Source organism: Thiofaba sp. EF100 (assembly GCF_039822285.1).
In the GTDB taxonomy this organism is placed as follows: domain Bacteria; phylum Pseudomonadota; class Gammaproteobacteria; order Halothiobacillales; family Halothiobacillaceae; genus Thiofaba.
Genome location: NZ_JBAJEY010000001.1, coordinates 712,503 through 734,429, shown reverse-complemented (window position 1 = coordinate 734,429; position 21,927 = coordinate 712,503). Strand labels below are relative to the sequence as shown.

Annotated in this window: 21 protein-coding genes; 9 read left to right on the top strand and 12 right to left on the bottom strand. The window is 66.8% G+C overall.

All coding sequences use genetic code 11. The annotated features are described in order from the left end of the window. Window positions 1–189: 189 nt before the first annotated feature. The 7 genes from V6D91_RS03680 (at window position 190) to mazG (ending at window position 5,620) form a co-directional block, all read left to right on the top strand. Window positions 190–1,386 carry a D-alanyl-D-alanine carboxypeptidase family protein gene (locus tag V6D91_RS03680; protein WP_347317836.1) on the top strand — a complete coding sequence of 399 codons (1,197 nt, stop codon included), beginning with the start codon at window positions 190–192 and terminating at the stop codon, window positions 1,384–1,386. 81 nt (window positions 1,387–1,467) lie between these two features. Beyond that, window positions 1,468–2,334 carry a D-amino-acid transaminase gene (gene dat / locus V6D91_RS03675; RefSeq protein ID WP_347317834.1) on the top strand — a complete coding sequence of 289 codons (867 nt, stop codon included), beginning with the start codon at window positions 1,468–1,470 and terminating at the stop codon, window positions 2,332–2,334. Next, entirely contained in the window at window positions 2,331–2,609 is a 279-nt protein-coding gene (locus V6D91_RS03670; protein ID WP_347317832.1) for a DUF493 domain-containing protein, read from the top strand. Before dat ends, V6D91_RS03670 begins: the two co-directional genes overlap by 4 nt. Before the next feature lie 19 nt (window positions 2,610–2,628). Further along, a complete protein-coding gene (gene lipB / locus V6D91_RS03665) occupies window positions 2,629–3,267 on the top strand; it encodes a lipoyl(octanoyl) transferase LipB (protein WP_347317830.1) in 639 nt (212 codons plus the stop codon). Next, entirely contained in the window at window positions 3,264–4,280 is a 1,017-nt protein-coding gene (gene lipA / locus V6D91_RS03660) for a lipoyl synthase (RefSeq protein ID WP_347317828.1), read from the top strand. Before lipB ends, lipA begins: the two co-directional genes overlap by 4 nt. Further along, window positions 4,237–4,818, top strand: a complete 582-nt coding sequence (locus V6D91_RS03655; RefSeq protein WP_347317826.1) for a nuclease-related domain-containing protein — start codon at window positions 4,237–4,239, stop codon at window positions 4,816–4,818. Before lipA ends, V6D91_RS03655 begins: the two co-directional genes overlap by 44 nt. After that, a complete protein-coding gene (gene mazG, locus V6D91_RS03650; RefSeq protein ID WP_347317824.1) occupies window positions 4,811–5,620 on the top strand; it encodes a nucleoside triphosphate pyrophosphohydrolase in 810 nt (269 codons plus the stop codon). Before V6D91_RS03655 ends, mazG begins: the two co-directional genes overlap by 8 nt. A gap of 28 nt (window positions 5,621–5,648) precedes the next feature. Here the strand turns inward: mazG and ccsA are convergent, their stop codons facing one another. From ccsA to V6D91_RS03625, 5 genes are read right to left on the bottom strand one after another with little or no spacing between them, the layout of a single operon-like run. After that, window positions 5,649–6,467, bottom strand: coding sequence for a cytochrome c biogenesis protein CcsA (gene ccsA, locus V6D91_RS03645; protein WP_347317822.1), 819 nt, complete (start codon window positions 6,465–6,467; stop codon window positions 5,649–5,651). A gap of 28 nt (window positions 6,468–6,495) precedes the next feature. Then, entirely contained in the window at window positions 6,496–7,896 is a 1,401-nt protein-coding gene (locus tag V6D91_RS03640) for an FAD-linked oxidase C-terminal domain-containing protein (protein WP_347317820.1), read from the bottom strand. Then, window positions 7,896–8,480, bottom strand: a complete 585-nt coding sequence (locus V6D91_RS03635) for a hypothetical protein (RefSeq protein WP_347317819.1) — start codon at window positions 8,478–8,480, stop codon at window positions 7,896–7,898. The genes V6D91_RS03640 and V6D91_RS03635 overlap by 1 nt, the downstream gene beginning before the upstream one ends. A 40-nt stretch (window positions 8,481–8,520) precedes the next feature. After that, window positions 8,521–8,889, bottom strand: coding sequence for a YraN family protein (locus tag V6D91_RS03630; RefSeq protein ID WP_347317818.1), 369 nt, complete (start codon window positions 8,887–8,889; stop codon window positions 8,521–8,523). Beyond that, complete coding sequence (locus tag V6D91_RS03625) at window positions 8,886–10,685, bottom strand: penicillin-binding protein activator (RefSeq protein WP_347317817.1); 1,800 nt, start codon at window positions 10,683–10,685, stop codon at window positions 8,886–8,888. Before V6D91_RS03625 ends, V6D91_RS03630 begins: the two co-directional genes overlap by 4 nt. Window positions 10,686–10,914: 229 nt before the next feature. On the opposite strand from V6D91_RS03625, the gene rsmI reads away from it, so the two are divergent. Further along, window positions 10,915–11,766: a 16S rRNA (cytidine(1402)-2'-O)-methyltransferase gene (rsmI, locus tag V6D91_RS03620; RefSeq protein WP_347317816.1), complete on the top strand. Its 852-nt coding sequence runs from the start codon at window positions 10,915–10,917 to the stop codon at window positions 11,764–11,766. 207 nt (window positions 11,767–11,973) lie between these two features. Here rsmI and V6D91_RS03615 read toward each other — a convergent pair whose 3' ends face one another. Together V6D91_RS03615 and V6D91_RS03610 are read right to left on the bottom strand one after the other, a co-directional pair. Then, window positions 11,974–12,318, bottom strand: coding sequence for an H-NS histone family protein (locus V6D91_RS03615; RefSeq protein ID WP_347317815.1), 345 nt, complete (start codon window positions 12,316–12,318; stop codon window positions 11,974–11,976). A gap of 67 nt (window positions 12,319–12,385) precedes the next feature. Continuing rightward, window positions 12,386–13,525 (bottom strand): hypothetical protein, encoded by a 1,140-nt coding sequence (locus V6D91_RS03610; protein WP_347317814.1) that lies wholly within the window; start codon window positions 13,523–13,525, stop codon window positions 12,386–12,388. A gap of 129 nt (window positions 13,526–13,654) precedes the next feature. Between V6D91_RS03610 and V6D91_RS03605 the strand changes: the two genes are divergently transcribed. After that, window positions 13,655–16,558 (top strand): insulinase family protein, encoded by a 2,904-nt coding sequence (locus tag V6D91_RS03605; RefSeq protein WP_347317813.1) that lies wholly within the window; start codon window positions 13,655–13,657, stop codon window positions 16,556–16,558. Window positions 16,559–16,814: 256 nt separating this feature from the next. Here V6D91_RS03605 and V6D91_RS03600 read toward each other — a convergent pair whose 3' ends face one another. From V6D91_RS03600 to V6D91_RS03580, 5 genes are read right to left on the bottom strand one after another with little or no spacing between them, the layout of a single operon-like run. Beyond that, complete coding sequence (locus V6D91_RS03600; RefSeq protein WP_347317812.1) at window positions 16,815–17,078, bottom strand: hypothetical protein; 264 nt, start codon at window positions 17,076–17,078, stop codon at window positions 16,815–16,817. Next, a complete protein-coding gene (locus V6D91_RS03595) occupies window positions 17,075–17,638 on the bottom strand; it encodes a DUF4376 domain-containing protein (protein ID WP_347317811.1) in 564 nt (187 codons plus the stop codon). Before V6D91_RS03595 ends, V6D91_RS03600 begins: the two co-directional genes overlap by 4 nt. 1 nt (window position 17,639) lies before the next feature. Next, on the bottom strand, window positions 17,640–18,884 hold the full coding sequence (locus V6D91_RS03590; protein WP_347317810.1) for a reverse transcriptase/maturase family protein: 1,245 nt from the start codon (window positions 18,882–18,884) through the stop codon (window positions 17,640–17,642). Next, complete coding sequence (locus V6D91_RS03585) at window positions 18,881–19,306, bottom strand: four helix bundle protein (RefSeq protein WP_347317809.1); 426 nt, start codon at window positions 19,304–19,306, stop codon at window positions 18,881–18,883. Before V6D91_RS03585 ends, V6D91_RS03590 begins: the two co-directional genes overlap by 4 nt. An 11-nt stretch (window positions 19,307–19,317) precedes the next feature. Next, window positions 19,318–21,918 (bottom strand): Ig-like domain-containing protein, encoded by a 2,601-nt coding sequence (locus V6D91_RS03580; protein ID WP_347317808.1) that lies wholly within the window; start codon window positions 21,916–21,918, stop codon window positions 19,318–19,320. Between the last annotated feature and the right edge of the window lie 9 nt (window positions 21,919–21,927).

Here is a 21,927-nt window from a genome sequence, read left to right as displayed (position 1 = left end):
GCGCGTTGGATCAGGTGATTATACCGACTCCATGACGGGGCCGCGCTTGCCGGTGAACCGAGCCCGGCCGGCGTGGTCCTAAATCCGGCCAATGGGGGTTAAAATGACCTGAACTTCCCGGGACCTACCGCACGGAGGGCAGACGGTGACCGGAAGGCCTCTCCATACCGACATACCTGATACCTTCTGATGCCCATGCTTCGATTCGCTTCCCTCGTTCTCGCCGCCACCCTGAGCACCGCGCCCGTCCACGCCGCGCCTTCCACGGCTCCTGCCGTCCAGCCCACCCCGGTGCCGCTGGCCCCCGCAGCGGCCATGCCCCTGCCGAGCCCTCCGAGCATCGCCGCCAAGTCGCATCTTCTGATGGACTACCACAGCGGCCGGGTCCTTGCCGAGTCGAATATCGACATGCGCGTGGAGCCGGCCAGCATCACCAAACTGATGACGGCCTACATCATTTACGGCGCGATGAAGCGTGGCGACCTCTCGCCCGAGACCATGGTCAACATCAGCGAGAAGGCCTGGCGCATGCAGGGCTCCAAGATGTTCGTGCGGGTCGGCACCCAGGTGAAGGTCGACGACCTCCTCAAGGGCATGATCATCCAGTCCGGCAATGACGCGACCATCGCCCTAGCCGAACACATCGCCGGCAGCGAGGAGGCGTTCGCCAACATGATGAACCACGAGGCGCAACGCCTGGGCATGACCGGTACGCACTTCGTCAACTCCACCGGTTGGCCGGACCCCAATCACTACAGCACCGCGCGTGACATCGCCACCCTGATGAAGGCGGTGATCCGCGACTTCCCGGAACACTACGTGCGCGAGCGTCAGAAGGAATTCACCTGGAACAACATCAAGCAGATCAACCGCAACCGCCTGCTGTGGCGTGACCCGTCGGTGGATGGTGGCAAGACCGGGCACACCGAGTCGGCCGGTTTCTGCCTGGCGGCCTCTGCCCAGCGTGACGGCATGCGCCTGATCTCCGTCGTACTTGGCGCGCCCAGCGACGAGGCCCGGGCCGAGCAGTCGCAGGCCCTGCTCAACTATGGCTTCAACTTCTTCGAGACCCGCCTGCTGCAGCGTGGCGGCGAGGCACTGGCCGAGCCGCGCGTGTGGAAGGGGGCGAGCAAGACCGTGCGACTCGGCCTGGCTGACGACTTCTATGTCACCGCCCCGCGCGGCCAGTTCGACAAGCTGAATCTGACCGTGGACATGCCGCCGCGCATCGACGCGCCGCTGGCCCAAGGGCAGCCGGTGGGCGTGTTGCGGGCGAAGCTCGGCAATGACCTCGTGGCGGAGGTGCCGGCAGTGGCCCTCAGCGAGGTACCGCAAGGTGGCATCTTCCGCCGCATGGTGGATGGTGTGATCTTGATGTTCAACTGACCCGCCCTCATTTCATCGACAGAACTGGCGGCTCACCGGGCCGCCAGTTCGTTTTTCCGAATCCCGCACACTGGATCGTCCATGGCCGCCACCGTCTACCTCAATGGTCAGTTCCTGCCGCTTGATGCGGCCTGCGTGTCCGTGCTCGATCGCGGTTTCCTGTTCGGCGATGGGGTGTACGAGGTCATCCCCGTCTACAGCGGCCACATGCTGCGCGGTGTGGAGCATATCGAGCGCCTGGGGCGCAGTATGGATGGCATTCGCATCGACCATCCGATGAGCCGGGCGGCGTGGCTGGCTATGCTGGAGCAGCTCATCGAGCGGAACGGTGGTGGCGACCAGGCCATCTACCTGCAGGTGACCCGTGGGGCGCCGCCCAAGCGCGACCATGCCTTTCCGCCGGCGGGCACCCCGCCTACCGTGTTGGCCATGAGCAATCCGCTGGCCCCCATCGACGAAGCCTGGCACCGCCAGGGGGCGGAGGCGGTGACCGTGCCCGACCTGCGCTGGCAGCGCTGCGACCTCAAGACCATCCAGCTGCTCGGCAACGTGCTGGCGCGTCAGCAGGCCGTTGAGCAGGGCGCGGTCGAGGCGATCCTGCTGCGCGACGGGCAGGCGATCGAGGGTGCGGCCAGCAACCTGTTCATCATCAAGGACGGGGCGATCCACACCACGCCGAAATCGGCCGCGATCCTCGGCGGCATCACCCGCGACCTGATTCTCGAGCTGGCGCGCGCGGAAGCCATCCCCGTGCGGGAGGAGGGCATGCCCGAGGCGCTGCTGCGTAGCGCGGACGAGGTGTGGGTCAGCAGCTCCACCCGCGAGATCGTGCCCATCACCCGCGTCGACGGTCAGACGGTGGGCGAGGGCAAGCCCGGGCCGGTCTGGCAGCGCATGCACGCGGCCTATCAGGCATTCAAACAGAAGGTAAGAGAGGGCAAGGCATGAGCTTCTGCGCATTCGACAATCCGCCGCCGCTGGAATTTCCCTGCGACTATCCGATCAAGATCATGGGCGAGGCCTGCGAAACCTTCGAGGCCGAGATGGTCGCCCTGATCCGCGAGCACGCGCCGAACCTCGGCGAAGGCGCGGTAAGTAGTCGACCGAGCAAGGGCGGCAAGTACGTGGCCATGACCATCAGGCTGCGCGCCGAGTCGCGCGAGCAGGTGGATGCCATCACCCTCGCCCTGCGCGCGCATCCCAAGGTGCTGATGAGCATCTGATGGCCCCTCGCCCCTGACCATGCCCGCCGCCCTGCATGTCCGCGATCTCGGCCTGACCCCCTACGCGGACAGCTTCGAGGCCATGCGTGCGTTCACCGCCGCACGCACGCGTGATACGGCGGACGAGCTGTGGTTGGTCGAGCACCCTCCGGTCTTTACCCAGGGGCTGAATGGCCAGCCCGGACACCTGCTCGCGCCGGGGGACATCCCGGTGGTGCAGACCGATCGCGGTGGGCAGGTCACCTACCATGGCCCCGGCCAGCTCGTGGCCTACCTGCTGTTCGACCTCGCGCGTGCCCGTCTCGGTGTGCGCGAGACGGTAGAACACCTGGAAGGGGCGGTGATCGAGCTGTTGGACGGGCTCGGCATCCATGCCTGCGCGCGCCGCGATGCCCCCGGCGTGTACGTGGATGGACGCAAGATCGCCTCGCTCGGCCTCAAGGTCCGCGCCGGGCGCTGCTATCATGGCCTCGCCCTGAATGTGGCGCTGGACCTCGCCCCGTTTTTGCGCATCAACCCCTGCGGCCATGCGGGCCTTGCGATGTGCCAGGTCAGCGACTTCGTGCCGGGGATCGCGATCGATGCGCTCAAGCGCCCGCTCGCCGAACGGCTGGCCGGCCGCCTGGGGTGTGAAGCAAACTTTCTGGAACATCCATGACCGAATCCGCCCGCCCGCCCGTCCGCCCGATCACCCGTGAGATGCGCGGGGAAGACAAGGTCGCCCGCATCCCCGTCAAGGTGGTGCCGCTCGAAGCGCCCCTGCCCAAACCGAAGTGGATCCGCTCCCAGGTCCACGGCAGTGCCGAGGTGCAGCGCCTGAAAGGCATCCTGCGCGAGGCCCGGCTGCACACCGTGTGCGAGGAGGCCAACTGCCCGAACCTGGGCGAGTGCTTTGGCGGGGGCACGGCCACCTTCATGATCATGGGCGGGATATGCACCCGCCGTTGCCCCTTCTGCGACGTGGCCCATGGCCGCCCTGACCCACTCGATCCGGATGAGCCCACGAATCTTGCGCGCACCATTGCCGCCATGGGGCTTAACTACGTGGTCATCACCTCGGTCGACCGCGACGATCTGCGCGATGGCGGGGCGGGGCATTTCGCGGCCTGCATCCGCGCCGCGCGCGAGCACAGCCCTGCGCTGACCGTCGAGGTGCTCACACCCGATTTCCGCGGCCGCGAGGCGGTGGCCCTGGACCTGCTCGCCCAGGCGCCGCCGGATGTCTTCAATCACAACCTCGAAACCGTGCCCCGCCTCTACCGCGAGGCGCGGCCGGGGGCGGATTATGCCGGCTCGTTGCGCCTGCTCGCCGCCGTCAAGGCGCGCATGCCGCAGGTGCCGACCAAGTCCGGTCTGATGCTGGGCCTGGGTGAGACCGACGAGGAGGTCGTCGAGGTCCTGCGTGACCTGCGCGCCCACGGCGTGGACATGCTCACGCTCGGCCAGTACCTGCAGCCGAGCGTCCACCACCTGCCGGTGAGGCGTTACGTCTCGCCGGAGGAGTTCGAGCGGCTCGCGGACATCGCCCGCGGCCTCGGCTTCCGCCACGTAGCCAGCGGGCCGCTGGTGCGCTCGTCCTACCATGCCGAGCATGGGGGATGGTCCATACTCAAACAAGGAGAGACACATGATTCAATGGATGCGCCGAACCCTGCGGCGCAGGGAATGTGAACTCGATGCCGCGCACGGCTGGCTCAAGGATGCCGGCCTGCCCTATGTGCGCGACGTCTTCCTGCCGGATGCCGAGGGTGGGGTGCTGATTCCCCATCTCATGCTTACCCCGGAGGGATTCTGCAGTTTGGAGCTGCAATGCATGAAGGGGACGCTGTACGGTTCCGAGCACAGCCTGCGCTGGTCGCGTTTCGAGCGTAGTCAGCGGCACGACTTCGACAACCCTTTGCTCCATGTCCGCGGCCGGGAGGCCCACCTGCGCCGACTGGCGCGGCTCGACCTGCTGGGCCTGCCGAGCCAGTCGTATCTCGTTGTCTTGGGCGATGTCGGCTTCCACAAGGCCTGGCCCGGGGGCGTGGTGAGTGCTGATGCCCTGCAGGCCATGTTGCGGGGCTGGCGGGGCCTGCCCATCCCTTCGCGTGCCCTGACCGCATGGCGGGTCTTCTTGTCCATGTTCGTGCACGAACCGGTCAACAGTTTCGGTCAGCGGGAGGTAGGAACCCTCTCCCTCCCCGAAGGCGTGGGTGGACATGTCTGAGTCCCCCGTCTTCTCCCCGTGGGAGGCGCTGGTCGCCCTGATGGCGCGCCTGCGCGACCCGGTCGCAGGCTGCCCCTGGGATCGGCGTCAGACCTTCGCCACCATTGCCCCCTACACCCTGGAGGAGGCCTACGAGGTGCTGGAGGCCATCGCCCGCGGGGACATGGATGAGTTGCGCGAGGAGCTGGGGGACTTGTTGTTCCAGGTGGTGTTTCACGCACGCATGGCAGAGGAGGCCGGTCATTTCGACGTCCAGGACGTGGCGCGTGGGCTGGTGGAGAAAATGGTGCGCCGCCACCCGCACGTGTTCGGCGAGGTCCGGCATGAGGACGAGGCCGGCCTGAAGGCCGCGTGGGAGGCGCAGAAAACCCTTGAGCGCGAGCGCAAGCGACCGCCGGACCAGCCCCCCAGTGCGCTCGACGGGGTCGCACTGGCCCTGCCGGCGCTCACCCGGGCGGTCAAGTTGCAGAAGCGGGCCGCGCGTGAGGGGTTCGACTGGCCGGATGCGGAGGCCGTGTGGCCCAAGATCGACGAAGAGCTGGCCGAGCTGCGCGCAGGGCTGGCGGCGGGGGATGTGGCGAACATCGAGGAGGAGGTGGGCGACGTCCTGTTTGCCATCACCAATCTCGCACGCAAGCTGGGTGTCGATCCCGAGGCGGCTCTGCGCGGCTGCAACGCCAAGTTCGAGCGCCGCTACCGTGGCATGGAGGCCGTGGCCGCCGCACGGGGCCTCCGTCTGGCCGACCTGACGCTGGACGAGCAGGAGGCCATCTACCGCGAGGTCAAGCGCGGCGAGGCCTGAAGGGCCTCAAGGGCAAGGCCCCAAGGCATCAGCGGATGATACCCAACACCCATTCCAGCACGATCTTGCTGCCAAAGTAGGCGAGCAGCAGCACGCCGAAGCCGCTGAGGGTCCAGCGCACCGCCGTGCGGCCGCGCCAGCCCATGAAGGCGCGGCCGAGCAGCAGGCCGCCGAACACCGCCCAGGAGATGAGGCTCAGCACCGTCTTGTGCACCAGGTGCTGGGCGAAAATGTCCTCCAGGAACATGAAGCCGGTGATCAGCGAGAGGGTCAGCAGAACGAAGCCTGCGCCGATCAGGCGGAAGAGCAGGATTTCCATGTCCTCCAGGGGCGGGAGGATGCGCGCGAAGGCCCGGGGGCGACGCTGGTGCAGGGCGCGATGCTGGCTCGCCAGCAGCCAGGCCTGCAGTGCGGCGAGGGTGAACAGGCTGTAGGCGAGGATGGAGAGCAGGATGTGCACCTCCAGCGCCGGCTGAGTGCCGACCAGGCTGCGCGGGGCGCTGGGCCAGCCGAGTTGGGCGGTGAGGGCGAGCATGGTCAGAGGCAGCACCGGCAGGGTCAGGTTCTCCAGTGGCTGGCGCAGGCTGGAGATCAGCACCAGCAGCAGGGTGACGAGGCCGGAGAGGGAGAGGGCCTTGAGCACGCCGAGGTCGATGCCCTCCAAGCAGCAGATGTCACTGGCCAGCGCGAAGGCATGCAGCAGCGCGCCGAGCAGCCCCAGGCCCAAGGCGAGCCCCTTGCCCGGCATCTCGCCCGCGCGCAGGCGAGGCAGGCGGCGCCACAGCAGCAGGGTGGCGGTGGCATAGGCGGCGAGGGCGGGAATTCCGAACCAGAGTGCGGCGGGCATGGGGCAATCCTTCGGGGGGCCGTTCAGTCTATGTCGTGCTGCCGTGTCCGGGCAACGGCAGGGTCTTGTCGGCATTGAGGATGCCCGCCGGATCGAACACCTGCTTGATGCCGCGCATCAGCTCGATGGCTGTGTTGCCCAGTTCGCGCCCGATGAAGTCGCGTTTTTCCAGCCCCACGCCATGCTCGCCCGAGAGGGTGCCGCCGAGGGCGAGCACCAGGGCGAAGACCTCGTCCAGGCAGGCATGGGCGCGGGCCAGCTCGCCTGGCGCGTCGGGGTCGAGCAACAGGTTGACGTGGATGTTACCGTTGCCGGCATGGCCGAAGTTGATGATCGGGATGGCGTGTGCGGTGGACAGTCGCTCCAGTCCCTCGATCAGTTCCGGGATGCGTGAGACCGGGACCACCACGTCCTCGTTGATCTTCTTCGGCGCGACCTTGCGCAGGGCGGGGGAGAGGGCCTTGCGGGTGGCCCAGAGCGATTCGACCTCGTGCGCCTCACGCGCCTCGCGCCACTCCAGGAGGCCGTCCACCTCCGCCGCCTGGCGGATGGCGGCGATGGCCGGTTCCAGGCAGGCGGCGGGACCGTCGACCTCGATCATCAGCATGGCGCGCGCCTGCCTTGGGAGGTCGGTGTCGGTGTGGCCGCGGATCATGTCCATCGCCGCGCCGTCGATGAATTCCAGCGCACAGGGGGTGACCGGCTGGGCCATCAGGCGGGCGACGGCGCGAGCGGCGCTGCCCATATCGGCATACAGGGCACGCGCGGTGCGGATGGCCTCCGGCAGCGGGGTGAGCCTGAGGGTGGCCTCGGTGATGACGGCGAGGGTGCCCTCGGAGCCGATCAAGAGGCGGGTGAGGTCATAGCCGACCACGCCTTTGGTGGTGCGGGTGCCGGTGCGTAGCTCCTCGCCCCGGCCGGTGACGGCGCGCAGGCCGAGCACGTTCTCGCGTACCGTGCCGTACTTCACCGCACGCGGTCCCGCCGAGTTGTAGGCGAGGTTGCCGCCCACGCTGCAGAACGGCGAGCTGGTGGGATCGGGCGCCCAGAAGAAGCCATGTTCACGCGCCGTCGCCTGCACCTCGCCATTGGTCACCCCGGGCTCCACCACCATCAGGCGGTCATCCGGATTCACCTCGAGGATACGGTTCATCCGCTCGAAGCTGAGCACCACGCCACCGTGGATGGGCACGGTGGCGCCCGTGGTGCCGGTGCCGCGCCCGCGGGCGATGAGCGGGATGCGGTGCGTGGAGCAGGTGCGCACCACCTCGCGCACCTGGTCGTGGCCGCTGGCGTAGATGACAGCATCCGGTGGGGCGTGGCGGCGGCTGTTGTCCATGCCGTAGGCCCACAGGGTGGCGGGCTCGGTGCTGACATGGTCGGCACCCGCCGCGGCGCGCAGGGCCTGAAGTTGCGCGGGGTCGAGCATCAGGCCAGCCCCAGCAGGCGGTGGTCGAGTGCATCGCACAGGGCGTGCACGGCGGCCAGGGCAGCTTCGTGCAGGCTCGCCGGGCAGGGCGTGTCGAGCCGGATGACCAGGTCGTTTTCCTGGAGGTGGCTGGCCACTCCCTCCGACACGGGGCCGCCGAGGAGGATCAGCCGCATGTCGTGCAGGCGCGCGGTATCGATCAGGGCCTCGAGGCCGTCCGTCCGGACGCCGTTGAAGGCGAGCAGGGCATCCCCCGGGGCTGCCAGGCTGCCGATCTGCTGCATGCAGCCTGCGCCCTCATCCGGCAGGGGGTGCAGCAGGACGACCGGCAGGCCGGGGCGGGGCTGGACCATGCCGCGCAGCAGAAGACTCGCGGCGCGCTCGGCCAGGGCCTGGGTTTCGGGCAGGGGGCAGAGGTAGACCCGGTGCCCCTGCAGGCAAGTGGCAAGCAGGCTTTCGGCAGCGATGGCCAGGGCCGGGGCGGCGGCCTCTAAGGCCGTGCGGACATGTTGCAGGCGCGTCTCGGCATGGTGGTAGAGCATGCGGGACAGTTCGGTTCCTTCGGCGTGGCTTGGGACGGGCATGGCTGGGGTGTCTTCACAAAACGGAGCGGCATGACGCAGGTCACGCGGAGGCTTCAAAGGCGTTGGCTGCCCATTCTAGCGTGGTTCGCTCATCATCGCGGGTGATCCCGACCACGTCGAAACGGCAGGGGCGGGCGGCGTGCTGGGGGTGTCGGGCCAGGAAGGTCTGGGCAGTCATCAGCAGGCGCCGTCGCTTGGCAGGCGTGATGCTTTCCAGGGCGCCGACCAGGCCACGCGCCGAACGGCTGCGTACCTCGACGAACACCAGGGTGGCGCCGTCGAGCATGACCAGGTCGATCTCTCCCCCGCGGGCATGGACGTTGCGCGCCAGCAGGCGCAGGCCGCGGCGTTCGAGGTGCTCGAGGGCGAGTTGTTCGCCGGCCTCGCCCGCGGCACGCCGCTCACTCAAGGCTGGATGACCTCCAGGGGGTTGGCAAGACCGCCGCGAAACAGGGCCCAGGCGGGGGTGCGCTGGACGCGGTTGTCCGCATTCAGGCGCAGGGTTCCGGTCTGGCCGCGCAAGCCCTCGGGGCGTTTCGCCGCCTCCAGCCGGGTGGCCAGCTGGTAGGCGTCGTAACCGAGGGCGAACAGGCGCGGCTGGCCTGAAAGCGCCGCCTGTTCGAAGCGGCTCGGGCCAGTCTGCCCGGGACGGCGGGCGTAGTTGAGGATGAGCGGCATGTCGCAGAACTGCAGCCCATCCTTGTCGCGGTCATTCGCCGGGCGCGGGGCGCCGTCGTAGACATGCGAGGTGGCGAGGATGGGGAGGTTGCCGCCGCCGTTGGCACGCAGCAGAGGCACCCAGCCCTGGGCGTCCTTGGCGCGGGCGATCAGGAACAGGGCATCGGCATCCTCGCGCATGCGCTGGCTGCCGTCGATGGGGTCGGGCGCGGGGCGCAGGAGCTGGCGGGCCTGCTGTTCCCACAGTGGCGAGCGCGGGGCATAGCGCTGGCTGTCCACCACTTGCCCGCCCCCTGCGGTGTAGCGGGTGGTGAAGGCGCGGACCATCCGCTCACCCAGAGCGTCGTTCGGGGCGAGGATGAGGGCGCGCAGCTGGCCCTGGGCCAGCATGCGCTCGGCCACGGCCTGCGCCTCGTCCTCCGGCGGCAGGCCGAACTGGATCAGGTTGGGGCTGGTCGCGGTCCCGCTCTCCAGCGTGTTCAGGGCGATCACCGGCACTTTAGGCTGGAAGCGCGTCAGCTGCTGGAGGGTCTCGCGGTCGAGCGGGCCGATCACGGCAGTGGCTCCTGCGGCAACGGCCTCCTCGACGCCGCGCCGGAAGCCTTCGGGGGTAGGGGCGTCGGGGTATTCGCGTACCTCGGGGGCCTTCTCACCGGCCTCCTCGCGGGCGAGCATGACCCCGGCCGTGATGGCGCGGGCCGCTTCGGCGAGGCGCGGCTCCTGCGAGAGGATGAGGGCGATGTGCGCCACGGTCTGCGGCACGCGTGCCACCGCCTCACGCTGCAGACGCTCGTACAGGGCGGGCAGCAGTGGATGGGAGGGATGGGCCTGGCGCCAGCGCTCCAGGGCATCTTTGCCTTCGCGTTGGGCATGCACCAGCTGGAGCCAGCCGCCAAGCTGCGGCTCCACGGTCTCGATCAGGGCCCTGTCGAAGGCGGGTTTGTCGAGGGCGCCCAGCAGGCGAAGGATGGCCTCCTGGTTGGCGAGACGGCGCTCGTCACTCAGCAGGCCGTCGAGCGCGATGCGCTGGCGGGCGGCCTCAAGCCCATGCTGGTCAGCCTCCAGGGCACGGGCCAGCCATTCGAGCCGGCGGGTGGCCTCGGCCCTGCCGAGTGGGGCGGGGATGTCCTGCAGGGTGCGGATGGCCTCGGCGGTGCGGCCCTGTTGCAGGGCTTCAAAGCCCAGGATGATCTGGGTGCGGCGCGGCTCGAAGGCCAACCATCCCTGGCGCTGGGCCAGGGGGTCGCGCAGATAGGCCAGGGCATTCTGCGGCTTGTCCGCATCGATCAAGGTCTCGATGGCGCGCAGCTGCATGCTGGCCTGCTCGGCTCCGTGCAGCACGGACGCTTTGCGCCACAGCGCGCTGGACAGTTGCAGCGGGTCCTGGCCGCGTTCAGCTTCGGCCAGTGCCCGGTCGAGCGCGGTGGTATCGGAGCGCGGAGGCTGCTGCGGGGCGCAGGCACTCAGAAGGCCGGCGAGGAGGGCGAGGATGACGGCGATGGAGTACCCGCGGATCAGTCCTGTCACGGCAGTTTCCCTTGGTAAACCCTGAATAAAGACCCTCCTTGGCTTTTTTCAGCTCGGTTCGTCGCAAACGGAATTCGCGACGGCCTCCGCAATTCAGTGACTGACGTCGTTGATTGCGCGGGGGCCTCCATGCCCCCGACAGTAAGGTCTGAAGGGTTCAGACCTTACCTAAGTCTGAGACGGCGGGCTAGAGTATAGCCCAGCCCGTTTTGCGCATTAGGACCAACGTATGTCTTTCGGCACCTTGTATGTCGTCGCCACGCCCATTGGCAATCTCACGGACTGGAGCCCACGGGCGCGGGAGGTGCTGGCCAGTGTCGACCTCATCGCCGCCGAGGACACCCGCCATAGCCGCAAGCTGCTGCAGCACTTCGGTATTGCCACGCCGCTCACTGCCATGCACGCGCACAACGAGCAGCAGCGGGTGGAGGATCTGCTCGGGCGCCTGCGCGGCGGGCAGTCTCTGGCCTTGATCTCGGACGCGGGCACACCGCTCTTGAGCGACCCGGGCTTCCCGCTGGTGCGCGCCGCGCTGCGGGCGGGGGTGCGTGTCTCACCCATCCCCGGTCCGAGCGCGGCCATGGCCGCCTTGTCGGTCTGCGGCCTACCGAGCGATCGGTTCACCTTCGAGGGGTTCCTGCCGGCCAAGGGTTCGGCACGCAAGGCGCGTCTGGCCGAGCTTTTGGATGAGACACGTACCCTGATCTTCTTCGAGGCCCCGCACCGCCTGCTCGATGCCCTGCGCGACATGGTCGCGGTCCTCGGCGCGGAGCGTGAGGCGACCCTGGCGCGCGAGCTCACCAAGACCTTCGAGACCGTACGCCTGGGCACCCTTGGGGCGCTGGCAGATTGGGTGGCGGGGGATGAGGACCAGCAGCGTGGCGAGTGTGTGATTCTGGTGCGGGGGGCATCGCCCCTCGTGGCAGAGGAGACGGCCGGGATCGGTCAGGAGGCCCTCCTGCGCAGCCTGCTGGCGCATGGCGTGCCGGTGAAGGGGGCAGCGGCGATTGCGGCCGACCTTCTAGGGGGAAGCAAAAAGACGTATTACCAGATCTGTCTGGAAATGCAGAAGCCGGCATGAAAAAGGCCCCGCTCACAGGCCGTGTCAAGAGCTTTTGACACGGCCTGGAAAGGCGAGCCATGGACGGCTCGCGCGTGAATCAATCACGATAAGTGATTGATTCACAGAGCTCGTCGCGGGCGTGTACTGCGACGAGGCGAGTTTCAAAAGGGCAGGACAGCCCTTTTGAAACAGTCTGGCTGAGCGGGGCCTTGAAATATTCAGCGATCAGAGGATCAGGAAATCCTCCAGGCGTGCCCCCTGTTCCAGACGTTCGCGCAGCCAGACAGGCTTCTGACCGCGGCCGGTCCAAGTCAGTTCGGGATGGGCGGGATCGCGGTATTTCGGGGCGATCTTCGAGGTGGTCGTGCGCGCAGGTTTGCGAGAAGACTTTTCCAGACCCACCAGTTCGGCGACGGAAATACCCAGTTGTTCGGCAGTCAGTTCGACCTGGCGGCGCAGCTCGCTGGCCTTTTTGGCTTTGGCCTGGCGAATGGTGGCCTCGGCACGCTTGATCAGGGTTTCCAGCTCTTCGATGCTGAACTGGCTAAGGTCGATGGAATCAATATTCATGGTATGGGTCCTTGGGTGGTGGAGGTCGGGATAACCATGCTTGATTCTAGTGAAATGGACGCGGTTATCAAGAGGGTTTCGCGGTAAGGAAAGCCGCGCGGTCGAAAAGCCACGCTCCGGTTTCATCGTGGGCCTCGATCATTTTCATGGTCGCGGCGATGATTCCATCCTCCGAACGCATCCTTTCCTTTTCCATCCACTCTGTGACTTCAGTTTCATGGATCCCCTGTAGTCGTGCACAGCCGAGGAAGGTGGTGATGGCCATGCGATGAATCTCGGCGTGGCGGGGCAGTGAGGAGGGCAGTTTCTCGATCACGGCGATGACCGCGGCGGCGACCTGGGCTGCTTCGGGCTTGGCTTTCTGGTCCTCTCGCATGAACAGCCAGGCTTGTGCGTTGATCAGGCCCTCCATGGGGCCCTCCTGCGCCAGCATCAGCCACAGCGCCTGCCAGACGGCGTTGCGTCGCGAACGTGCGCGTCCAAGCTGGAAGAGGGCGCGGGCGAGCTCCGGCCACAGCCTGGCCCGCACGAGCGCTTCGATGGCCTCCTGGCGCAGCGATTCCTCGGCCTCGGCATGCCCCTCGTCGCGGGCGATCTCGGCCAGCTCCAGCAGGGCGCGGGCCTCGTCCTCCGCACGCCCCGCCCGACGCGCGATTTCGATCACCGTCAGCCACTTGTCGGCCGACTGGGTGTTGTCGCCCAGCTCGCGTGCCAGGCGGGCGAGGGCGATTTCGCAACGCAGCCAACCGGCATGATCGCCCAGGGATTCCAGCAGGCTGGCGGCCTGCTCCAGTGCCTGCCAGGCGCGCAGTCCCTTGCCCTGTTGCCGGCAGAGGGTGGCGAGGTGTTCGAGCATGTCCGCGCGGAGGACGCGCAGCGCGTCCTCCTGCGGTTCGCCAAGCTGCTTCAGTGCCTGCTCGAGATGGCCAATGGCTTGGGCTGAATCGCCCATGGCATGTTCGGCGAGGGCCAGGGTGTGCAGCAGGGCGAAGTCCGGCCCGGCGGCCAGGGCCCGTTCCGCCACCTCGCGCGCCTCAGAAGGCCGCCCCGCGTCGAGCAGGGCATAGGCCAGGTGATCGGCGGTCTCGCAGGCGATGGAGTGCGCCTCTTCGGCGAGGGCATCTTCGAGCAACTGGCGCTGGCCTGCCTCGTCGAGACGGCCGGTACGCAGGGCCTGCAAACGGGAGTGGAGTGTGGGGGTGGGCATGGTACGGGAACCCTTGTCGCAGCGGGGTTGGATCGGGAGAAGAAAAGGCGCATGGTATCATCCAGTCACTTTTCCTTGTCGAACCGCCGCGTCCCGCACGACCGAGAAAATCAAGACATGCATGCATCCATGAATACCCATCCCTCCTTCGCCTTCAAGCGCCGCCAGTGGATCGAGGCGCTGCAGCTGCACGTCGACGAGTATGAGCACATCGCCACCGGCGCGCGCCATTTCCATCTGGCGGCCGAGGACAATAACAATGTGTTTCTGGTCGGCCTGCGCACTGTGCCGCAGGATTCGACCGGGGTGGCGCATATTCTCGAGCACACCGCCCTGTGCGGTAGCGAGCGCTTCCCGGTGCGCGATCCCTTCTTCATGATGACGCGCCGCTCGCTCAATACGTTCATGAATGCCTTTACCTCGAGCGACTGGACGGCCTATCCCTTTGCCAGCCAGAATCGCAAGGATTTCATGAACCTGCTGGATGTATACCTCGATGCGGTGTTTTTCGCCCGCCTGGATGCGCTGGATTTCGCCCAGGAAGGCCACCGGGTCGAATTCGCCAAGGTGGACGATCCCGAAAGCGAGCTGGTCTTCAAGGGCGTGGTTTACAACGAAATGAAGGGGGCGATGAGCAACCCCGTCAGCGTGCTGTGGCAGTCGCTCACCAAACATGTTTACCCGACCGTGACCTATCACCACAACAGCGGTGGTGATCCGGAAGCGATTCCTGATTTGACCTATGAGCAGCTGGTGGCGTTTTACAAGCGCCATTACCATCCTTCCAATGCCGTCTTCCTGACCTATGGCGATATCCCCGCGGCCGATCTGCAGGCGATGTTCCAGGACAAGGCGCTGAAGCACTTCACCCGCATCGACCCGAATACCGCCGTTCCGCCGGAGCAGCGCTATGCCGAGCCGAAGGCGGTGAGCGAGCCTTATGCGGTGGAGGGCGAGACGGCGGATAAGACTCACGTCGTGGTCGGCTGGCTTTTGGGCGAGAACGCCGACCTTGAGGGGCTGCTGGAGGCCCAGCTCTTGTCTGGCGTGCTGCTCGACAACAGCGCTTCCCCGCTGATGCAGGCGCTGGAGACCACCAAGCTCGGCAGCGCGCCCTCGCCGCTGTGCGGGTTGGAGGACTCCCCCCGCGAGATGCTGTTCGCCGCCGGGGTGGAGGGCTCCAATCCGGAACACGCCGGGGCCATCGAGCGGCTGATCCTCGATGTGCTGGAGAAGGTGGCGACCGAGGGTGTGCCGCAGGAAGCGGTCGAGGCCGTGCTGCACCAGCTTGAACTCTCGCAGCGCGAGATCACCGGTGACTCCTACCCCTATGGCCTGCAGCTGATCCTGCACGCCCTCCCGGCGGCCATCCACGAAGGGGACCCGGTCGCCCTGCTCGACCTCGAGCCGGTGCTGGCGACCTTGCGCGAACGCATCAAGGATCCGGAATACATCAAGGGCCTGACGCGCCGCCTGCTGCTCGACAATCCCCACCGGGTGCGCCTCGCCCTGGTGCCGGATACCGGGCTGGCCGCGCGGAAGGTCGAGGCCGAGAAGGCCCGACTGGCCGAACTCAAGGCCAGGATGAGCGAGGAGGACAAGCAGCGGGTGATCGAGCAGGCGCAGGCCCTGCTGGCGCGCCAGGCACGGCAGGACGATCCGGAGATCCTGCCCAAGGTCACCCGCGAGGACATTCCTGGGAGGCTCGACATCCCCGTGCCCGTGCGCGTCGATGCCGCCCCGCGCCGCACCACCTGGTTCGATTCCAGCACCAACGGGCTGGTCTACAGCCAGGTCGTCATGCCCATGCCGCAGCTCGATGACGACGAGCTGGCCCTCCTGCCTTACCTCACCAGCATGCTGAGCGAGGTTGGGGCGGGGGGGCATGACTATCTCGCCATGCAGCAGCGGATGGCGGCGGTCACCGGCGGTATCCATGCCTATGCCTCGGTGCGCGCCGAACTCGACGACGAGCAGCGCACCCGCGGCTATGTGGTGCTGTCCGGCAAGGCGCTGGCACGCAATGGCGCGGCCCTGCAGGGGCTGATGAGCGAGGTGCTGGAGAGCGCGCGTTTCGACGAACTGCCGCGTCTGCGTGAGCTGGTGGCCCAGACCCGCTTCGCCCGCGAGCAGGGCGTGACCTCCGCCGGCCACAGCCACGCGATGGCCATCGCCGCCTCGCGCCTGTCGCCTTCTGCCCGCCTCGCGCACCGCTGGAGCGGCTTGGCCGGGCTGCAGGAGCTCAAGGCGCTGGATGATGGGTTGGACGAGGCCGAGCGCCTGGAAGCCTTCGCCGGACGTCTGGCCGCGCTGCACCGCAAACTGGTCGAGGCGCCGCGCGAGTGGCTGATGGTGGCCGAGGGGCGCAGCTTCGAGTTGCTCGAGAAGGCGCAGGCGAGCCATTGGGGTGAGCGCCCGGCGGGCGCGTCCGTGCTCGCCCTGCCGGGGACGCGCGCGGCCACCCGCGAGGCTTGGCTGACCAACACCCAGGTGCATTTCTGCGCCAAGGCCTACGCGGCCGTGCCGATCGACCATGCCGATGCCGGCCCGCTGGCCCTGCTTGGGGCCTATCTGCGCAACGGCTTCCTGCACCGCGCCATCCGCGAGCAGGGCGGTGCCTACGGCGGCGGGGCGAGTTACGATCCGGAATCCGCGAGCTTCCGCTTCTATTCCTACCGCGATCCCCGTCTGTCCGACACGCTGGCCGATTTCGACCGTGCCGTCGACTGGTTGCACGGTGAGGGCCACACCGCCCAGGCGTTGGAGGAGGCCCTGCTGTCGGTCATCTCCAGCATCGACAAGCCGGGCTCGCCCGCAGGCGAGGCGAAGAAGGCCTTCCACAATGCCCTGCATGGCCTGACCCCGGAGCGCCGCATGGCCTACCGCAATCGCCTTCTGGACGTCACCCTGGATGACCTGCGCCGTGTTGCCGAACGCTACCTTGCTCCTGCGCAGGCTAGCATCGGTGTGCTGACCCACAGCGGGGCACGCGCCGAGGTCGAGGGTCTGGAGCTTGCCATCGAGCAGCTCTGAGGCCGGCATGAGGGGCAGTCAAGGGGGCGGCAGGGCGTGTCAGAACCAGTCTGATGAGCCCTCGAGAAGGACCATGCCCGCAGCGAGCGATGCGGGCATGGGTTTCTTCGTCTCGTTCAGGTCAGGCAGGCGTTGTTCCAAAGCCTGAGGGGGCTTGGGGGGGCTGTACGGCAGCCCGTTAGGCTTGCACAAATTATTTGCGACGCAGGATCACATTCCATGCGACATGCTCACATTACATGCGACAAACAACGTCTCATGGAATGCGAGCACGGTAGCCGTCAGGAAGCTGTGATCCGGCCATCTCGGATTCGTAGCTCAAGCGGCAGTGGTCGCGCTCCAGCGGCGCGAAGATTGCGTCGAGCAGCGGACGCAACACGCGCCCGGCTCTCTTGCCCTGGCGCTCCATGCGGTACGCTGCCGCCGAGATCGTCTCGTCCGGGCTGCCGTTGCCCAGCGTCAGCAGTACCCACAATAGCTGATCAATAGCGATCAGGATGTTGAGCAACCGCCGTTTCATGCCGCCTCGACCTCCTCAAGCGTTGTTGCGGCGTCCACAGCGGCTTTACGCATCCACGACGTAGCGTAAGCTGCCTGCGTCTGCGCGGCGATAGCGCCGGAAATAGCGAGCAGTTCAGCAATGCCTGTAACGGGCATGTCATTGTTGTGGCAGTCGCGCCATACAGGGGGCAGCGGCGCGCCAGCTTGCGCCAATGTCACAGCCGTAGCCAACAGCTCTTGGCTGCGTTTATCCGCATCCCACGCGCGCCCAAGAGCCGACACGGGCTGCTCGCACTGCGCGTCCCGATCGGCTTCGATCTGGCGCTTCTTGGCGGCCTTGGCTTCAGCGAGCACAGCGTCAGGATGCGGTGGGAGCGTCTCGGTCATGGCCTTGGCGCACTGCGCCGGGTCGCATGCGGGCACCTCCTCCGGCTCGCCGGGCCGCTGTACGGCGATAAAAAGCCCATCCGAGCGGTACTCGGTCGGCACCGTCCAGACATGAACCGTGGCAGGAATAGACAAACGCGGCAGGTCAATTGCTGTCGTATCTGTGATCAGTTGATGGTTTTCGATTCGCATATCAAACTCCTTTAAGAACGAGGCGTTGCAGGATGGATTGCGTGGTTCGGCGCGCATTGGCCCAGCGCATGACGGCCAACATGGACATGACGGCGCTGCGGCATGCATCCATCGTCGTCATGCCAAGGCGCCACTTGGCCGAGAGCGCGCGAAACCGCGCTTTCCAGGTGCGAATGGCGCGGCGACGCGGCCGTATGTGGGTGGTGAAGATGCGGTAGCCGCAGAAATCCACGCCGCGCTTGATCGGCCAGTAGCCACTCTTGGGGTTCAAGCGCAGGCCAAGCGCTGCGAGTTCGTCGGCAATGGCATCGAGCAGCTGTGCAGCGGTCGCCTTGTCTTCGGTAATCAGCACGAAGTCATCCATGTACCGAACATACTCGCGCACGCCCCAATCGTCCTTGATGCGGTGATCGAGCGCGTCGAGCAAGATATTGGCAGCCAGTTGGCTGGTGAGGGCTCCGACTGGCAGCCAGGCACCATCAAAGCCGTAGCCGTCGAAGACGCGGCGCAGTAGCGCGAGCGTCCGTCGGCACTCGACTACGCGCTCGATCTGGCGCATCAGGATGTCGTGCTGGATACTGGCGAAATAGCTTTTGACGTCGCACTTGACCACGTAGGCACCGTCGCCCCAGCGACGCTTGGCGCGCCGCAGGAAGGCTTGCGCACGCATCACGGCGGCGTGGGTGCCACGGCCCTTGCGACAAGCGTAGCTGTCGCTGATGAACCGCCGCTCGAAAAGAGGCTCGATCACGCGCACGATGGCGTGGTGCACGATGCGATCCGTAAATGGTGGCGCAGTGATCTCGCGCCACTTTGGGTCGCGTACCCAGAACCGTCGCGGCTCTCCCGGCTGCCATGTGCCGCGCAGCAGATGCTCATGCAGGCTAACCAGGTTTGCCTCGAGGTCGAGTTCGAGGCGGCGCACCTCCTCCGATCCTCGCTTGCCTTTGCGAGCATCATGCCAAGCGGCAAGAATGTTTTCCCAGGCAGTGATGCGCTCGAATAAGGTGGGCGCGGCCAGCTTGCCGCCCGCCGCGCCCTGTTGATGTTCGCCCGGCACTGCCGAGCAGGAGAGCGACCCCGAAGGATGCAGCGCTGTCGGCGCAGCCGTGGCCGCGCCGCTTCTGGCCGCGATATCCATCGCCAGGCGGGCACCGATGTTGCTGTTCGCGTTCGACGGGTCGTTGTTCACGTTCAGGTAGAACAGCCCGGCGTTCGCGCCGTTGCTCCAGTTGCCGCCGTTCACAGGCCACTCCCCTTCGCCTTGGCCGACTCATGGCGCAGCCATGCGCCGACACGACGACCGAGTTCCGCTGCGTGCCGACTCCACACCTCCAGCCTATTGGCGTTGATGTAGCCCAGCCGGTACGCCTTGCGGATCAATGTCTTGAGCACGTGCACCTCGATGTCGAGATCGAACAGCGCGCCCGCCTTGCTGCGCCGCTTCCACGCAACAGCCGTCAGCCGGTGCAGCACGGTCATCTGCGCACGCACATCGGCGGCCAGACCGTGACGCTCGACTTTGGGCCAGTGCTGCGTGATCTGGTGCACGTACACGTCCATATCTTCCAGCAGTGTTAAAAGCTCTACATACGCCTGCGGCAGACGGTCTTCGTAAGCCTCTGACGCGACGCGCTTCGGCGCGTCGCTTGCGTCGTAACCCGTCATGCCGTGACCCATCACACCTTCGCCAGGCGGGCACCGATGACGCTGCCCGCGCCCGACGGGGCGGCGTACACGTGCAGGCAGAACAGCCCGGCGCTCGCGCCGTCGCCCCAGTCGCCGCCGTGATAAGCGATGTAGTCGCCAGAAGTGCTGTATTGCCAGGTATAGTCGCCCGCCGAGCCATTGGTCAGCGTGCCATCGCGGCTCGATGCCCAGAAGATGCCATTGGCCAGCATGCCCGCGTCGAAGTTGACGATATACCCGCCAGCGTTCGGCGCAGACAGACTAGGTATGGTCGTATAGCCCGTCGCGAAATCGGTGGTCGTGCTGTTGCCAGGCACGTTATACGTCCAGCGCTGAACCGTCGAGCCGTTGGTTTTGAGGCCATCGGTCATCTGCCAGACGTTGCCCCACAGGCCGACGATGCCGCGCCAGGTGGCCTGCGCCACGTCGCTGGCGTCCACATTGGCCGCCGAAGACTGGTTGACGCGCCCCTGACCGATGAGGGACTGCATGTCTGCGCCGCCCATCTCGATACTGGCGAGCATCTGAATGGCGGAGAGGTCATAGACCGACCACAGACGGAAGCCAGACACGCCGCCGGTGTTGCGGGCATAAGCACGCGCGCGCGCGGTTGGGAAGTCCATCGACACCATCGGCAGCACGCCTGCGATGGACTGCGCCTTGCTCGACCCGTCGTAGCTGGCCTGGTATTTTCCAACCCAGATTTGATCGACTTCGGTCGATGCGCCGGTCTTGAACGCAGGATGAACAGCAAACCCGCTGACCGGCTGGTCGGAGATTTGCCAGTAGGTCTTGCCCGCGTTCGGGCCGCTGGGCACCGTGCCTGCGCGGAAGTAGAACTTGGGGATTTTGACCATCTGCTGGCCGTCGATGGTTTGCGTGACGATGCCCGCGTAGGTCGGATGATTGTTGAACCAGGCCGCGCCGGGGTTGCTGATGGCGTTGAAGTTTTCGTCGATGCGCGTCCAGGTGCCCGCGCCGCCTCCGGGCGTCGCCAGCATCAGGCCGATGATGGAGGCGAACTGCTGCTTGGTCGTGAAGCCGACATCTGCGCTCCACTCCGACCAGCCCAGTGTCTCACCCTTGTGCCGCACGCGCGCGACGTACTGCGTCTGCCCGGCCTGAAGCACGCCAGCGGGCACCTGGTAGCTGGTCTTGGCCGTGGTGGTCTCGCCCGAGTCGTGCACTGGAGAGGCCCATGTGCCCGATGCCAGCCGGATCTGCCACCGGCTCGATGCGTGGGTGTCCGATCCACCCGTCGCGCCGAAGGCGCTGCTGTAGAGCGTCGGCGTCTGGGGGATGTCGGTTGCGCCGTTGGACGGGCTGGTGACCAGAGGCGTGTTGACGTAAGCGAAGCTCGTCTTGGTGGTGAGACTCGACGCTGCGCCGAAGGCGGACAGCAGCCCAGCCGAATCCTTGACGCGCGCGCGCACGTAGTAGGTGGTGTTGGTTGAAAGCAGCCCGGCTGGCAGGGTGTAGCTCATAGCGCTCACCCAGCCGCTGGCGTGCAGCACCGTGGCGAACGTGTTGCTGGTCGAGACCTGGAACTCGGCCTGCGCGAAGGCATTGCCGGCTGGCGACGAGAAGGCGGCGATGGCCAGGGTCGGCGTCTCGCCAACATTGGTCGCGCCATTGGCAGGGCTCGAAATCGACGGCGCAGCCGGGGCAAGCCCTGGATTCATGAGGCCGGAGAGACCCGTGACCGCGCCAAGGCCGACGATGTGCAGGATGTCGCACGGCTCGTCTTCCACGACGATGCGCAGGAAGCCTTCACCCTTCATCGGCAGCGTGTATTCGTAGTCGGCGAAGCCATCCGGGATCGGCGTATCCGGCGCGCCGACGCGCTTGTAAATCCAGGGCCGCTCCGTCCAGGCAGTGGTGTAGGCGTCCCGGAAGTAGAGCCGCACCGTCGCTGCGTTGTGGCTGCGGCGGATGACTACCGCGCGCGTCTCGTTGTCTTCGCCAAGGTTCAGCACCTTGCTGATCCAGCGGTCGCCAGGCTGCGCGCTGATGCCGCCGCCATCGCGAGCGGGCGCGGTCTGGCCGACGATGCGCGCGGTGGCGCCGTAATTGCGCGTGAGGTTGCTGGTGAGCCGCAGGCGCGTGGGCGAGAGGATGGCGGCGATGCGCACCGTCTCGATGCTGGCGCCGTCCTTGAGCAGATAGTCCCATCCGACGCGAAAGCCGCTGGCGTCGGCCACGTCGATCGAATCATCGCCCATGACGCCGTTGGTTACCGCCACCTCGCCGATGTTGCGCAGCCGATATCCATCGGCGAAGAGCTCGAAGGCGATCTTGCGATTGCGGTAGAGCCAGTCGAGGCTCACCGCCTGCTGCACGGAGGCCGGGCTGGCCAGTCCAGTGACCGTGCCGGAGAGGATGCCCAGACTCGTCATGATGTCGGAGATGGCCGCGCCGAGATTCGGACGGCCTGCGCGCGCGCCGGAGACCTCGCCCTCGAGCGCGGTCGCGCGCCCGTCGAGGTTGGCGAAATTGGCGTCGATCTCGGCGTAGCGCGTGTTCCACAGGCTGGGCACAGCCTCCGGTTCGTTGTTCGGGATGGGGGTGATGGTCGGATTGGGCAGGGTCATGTCGGGCTC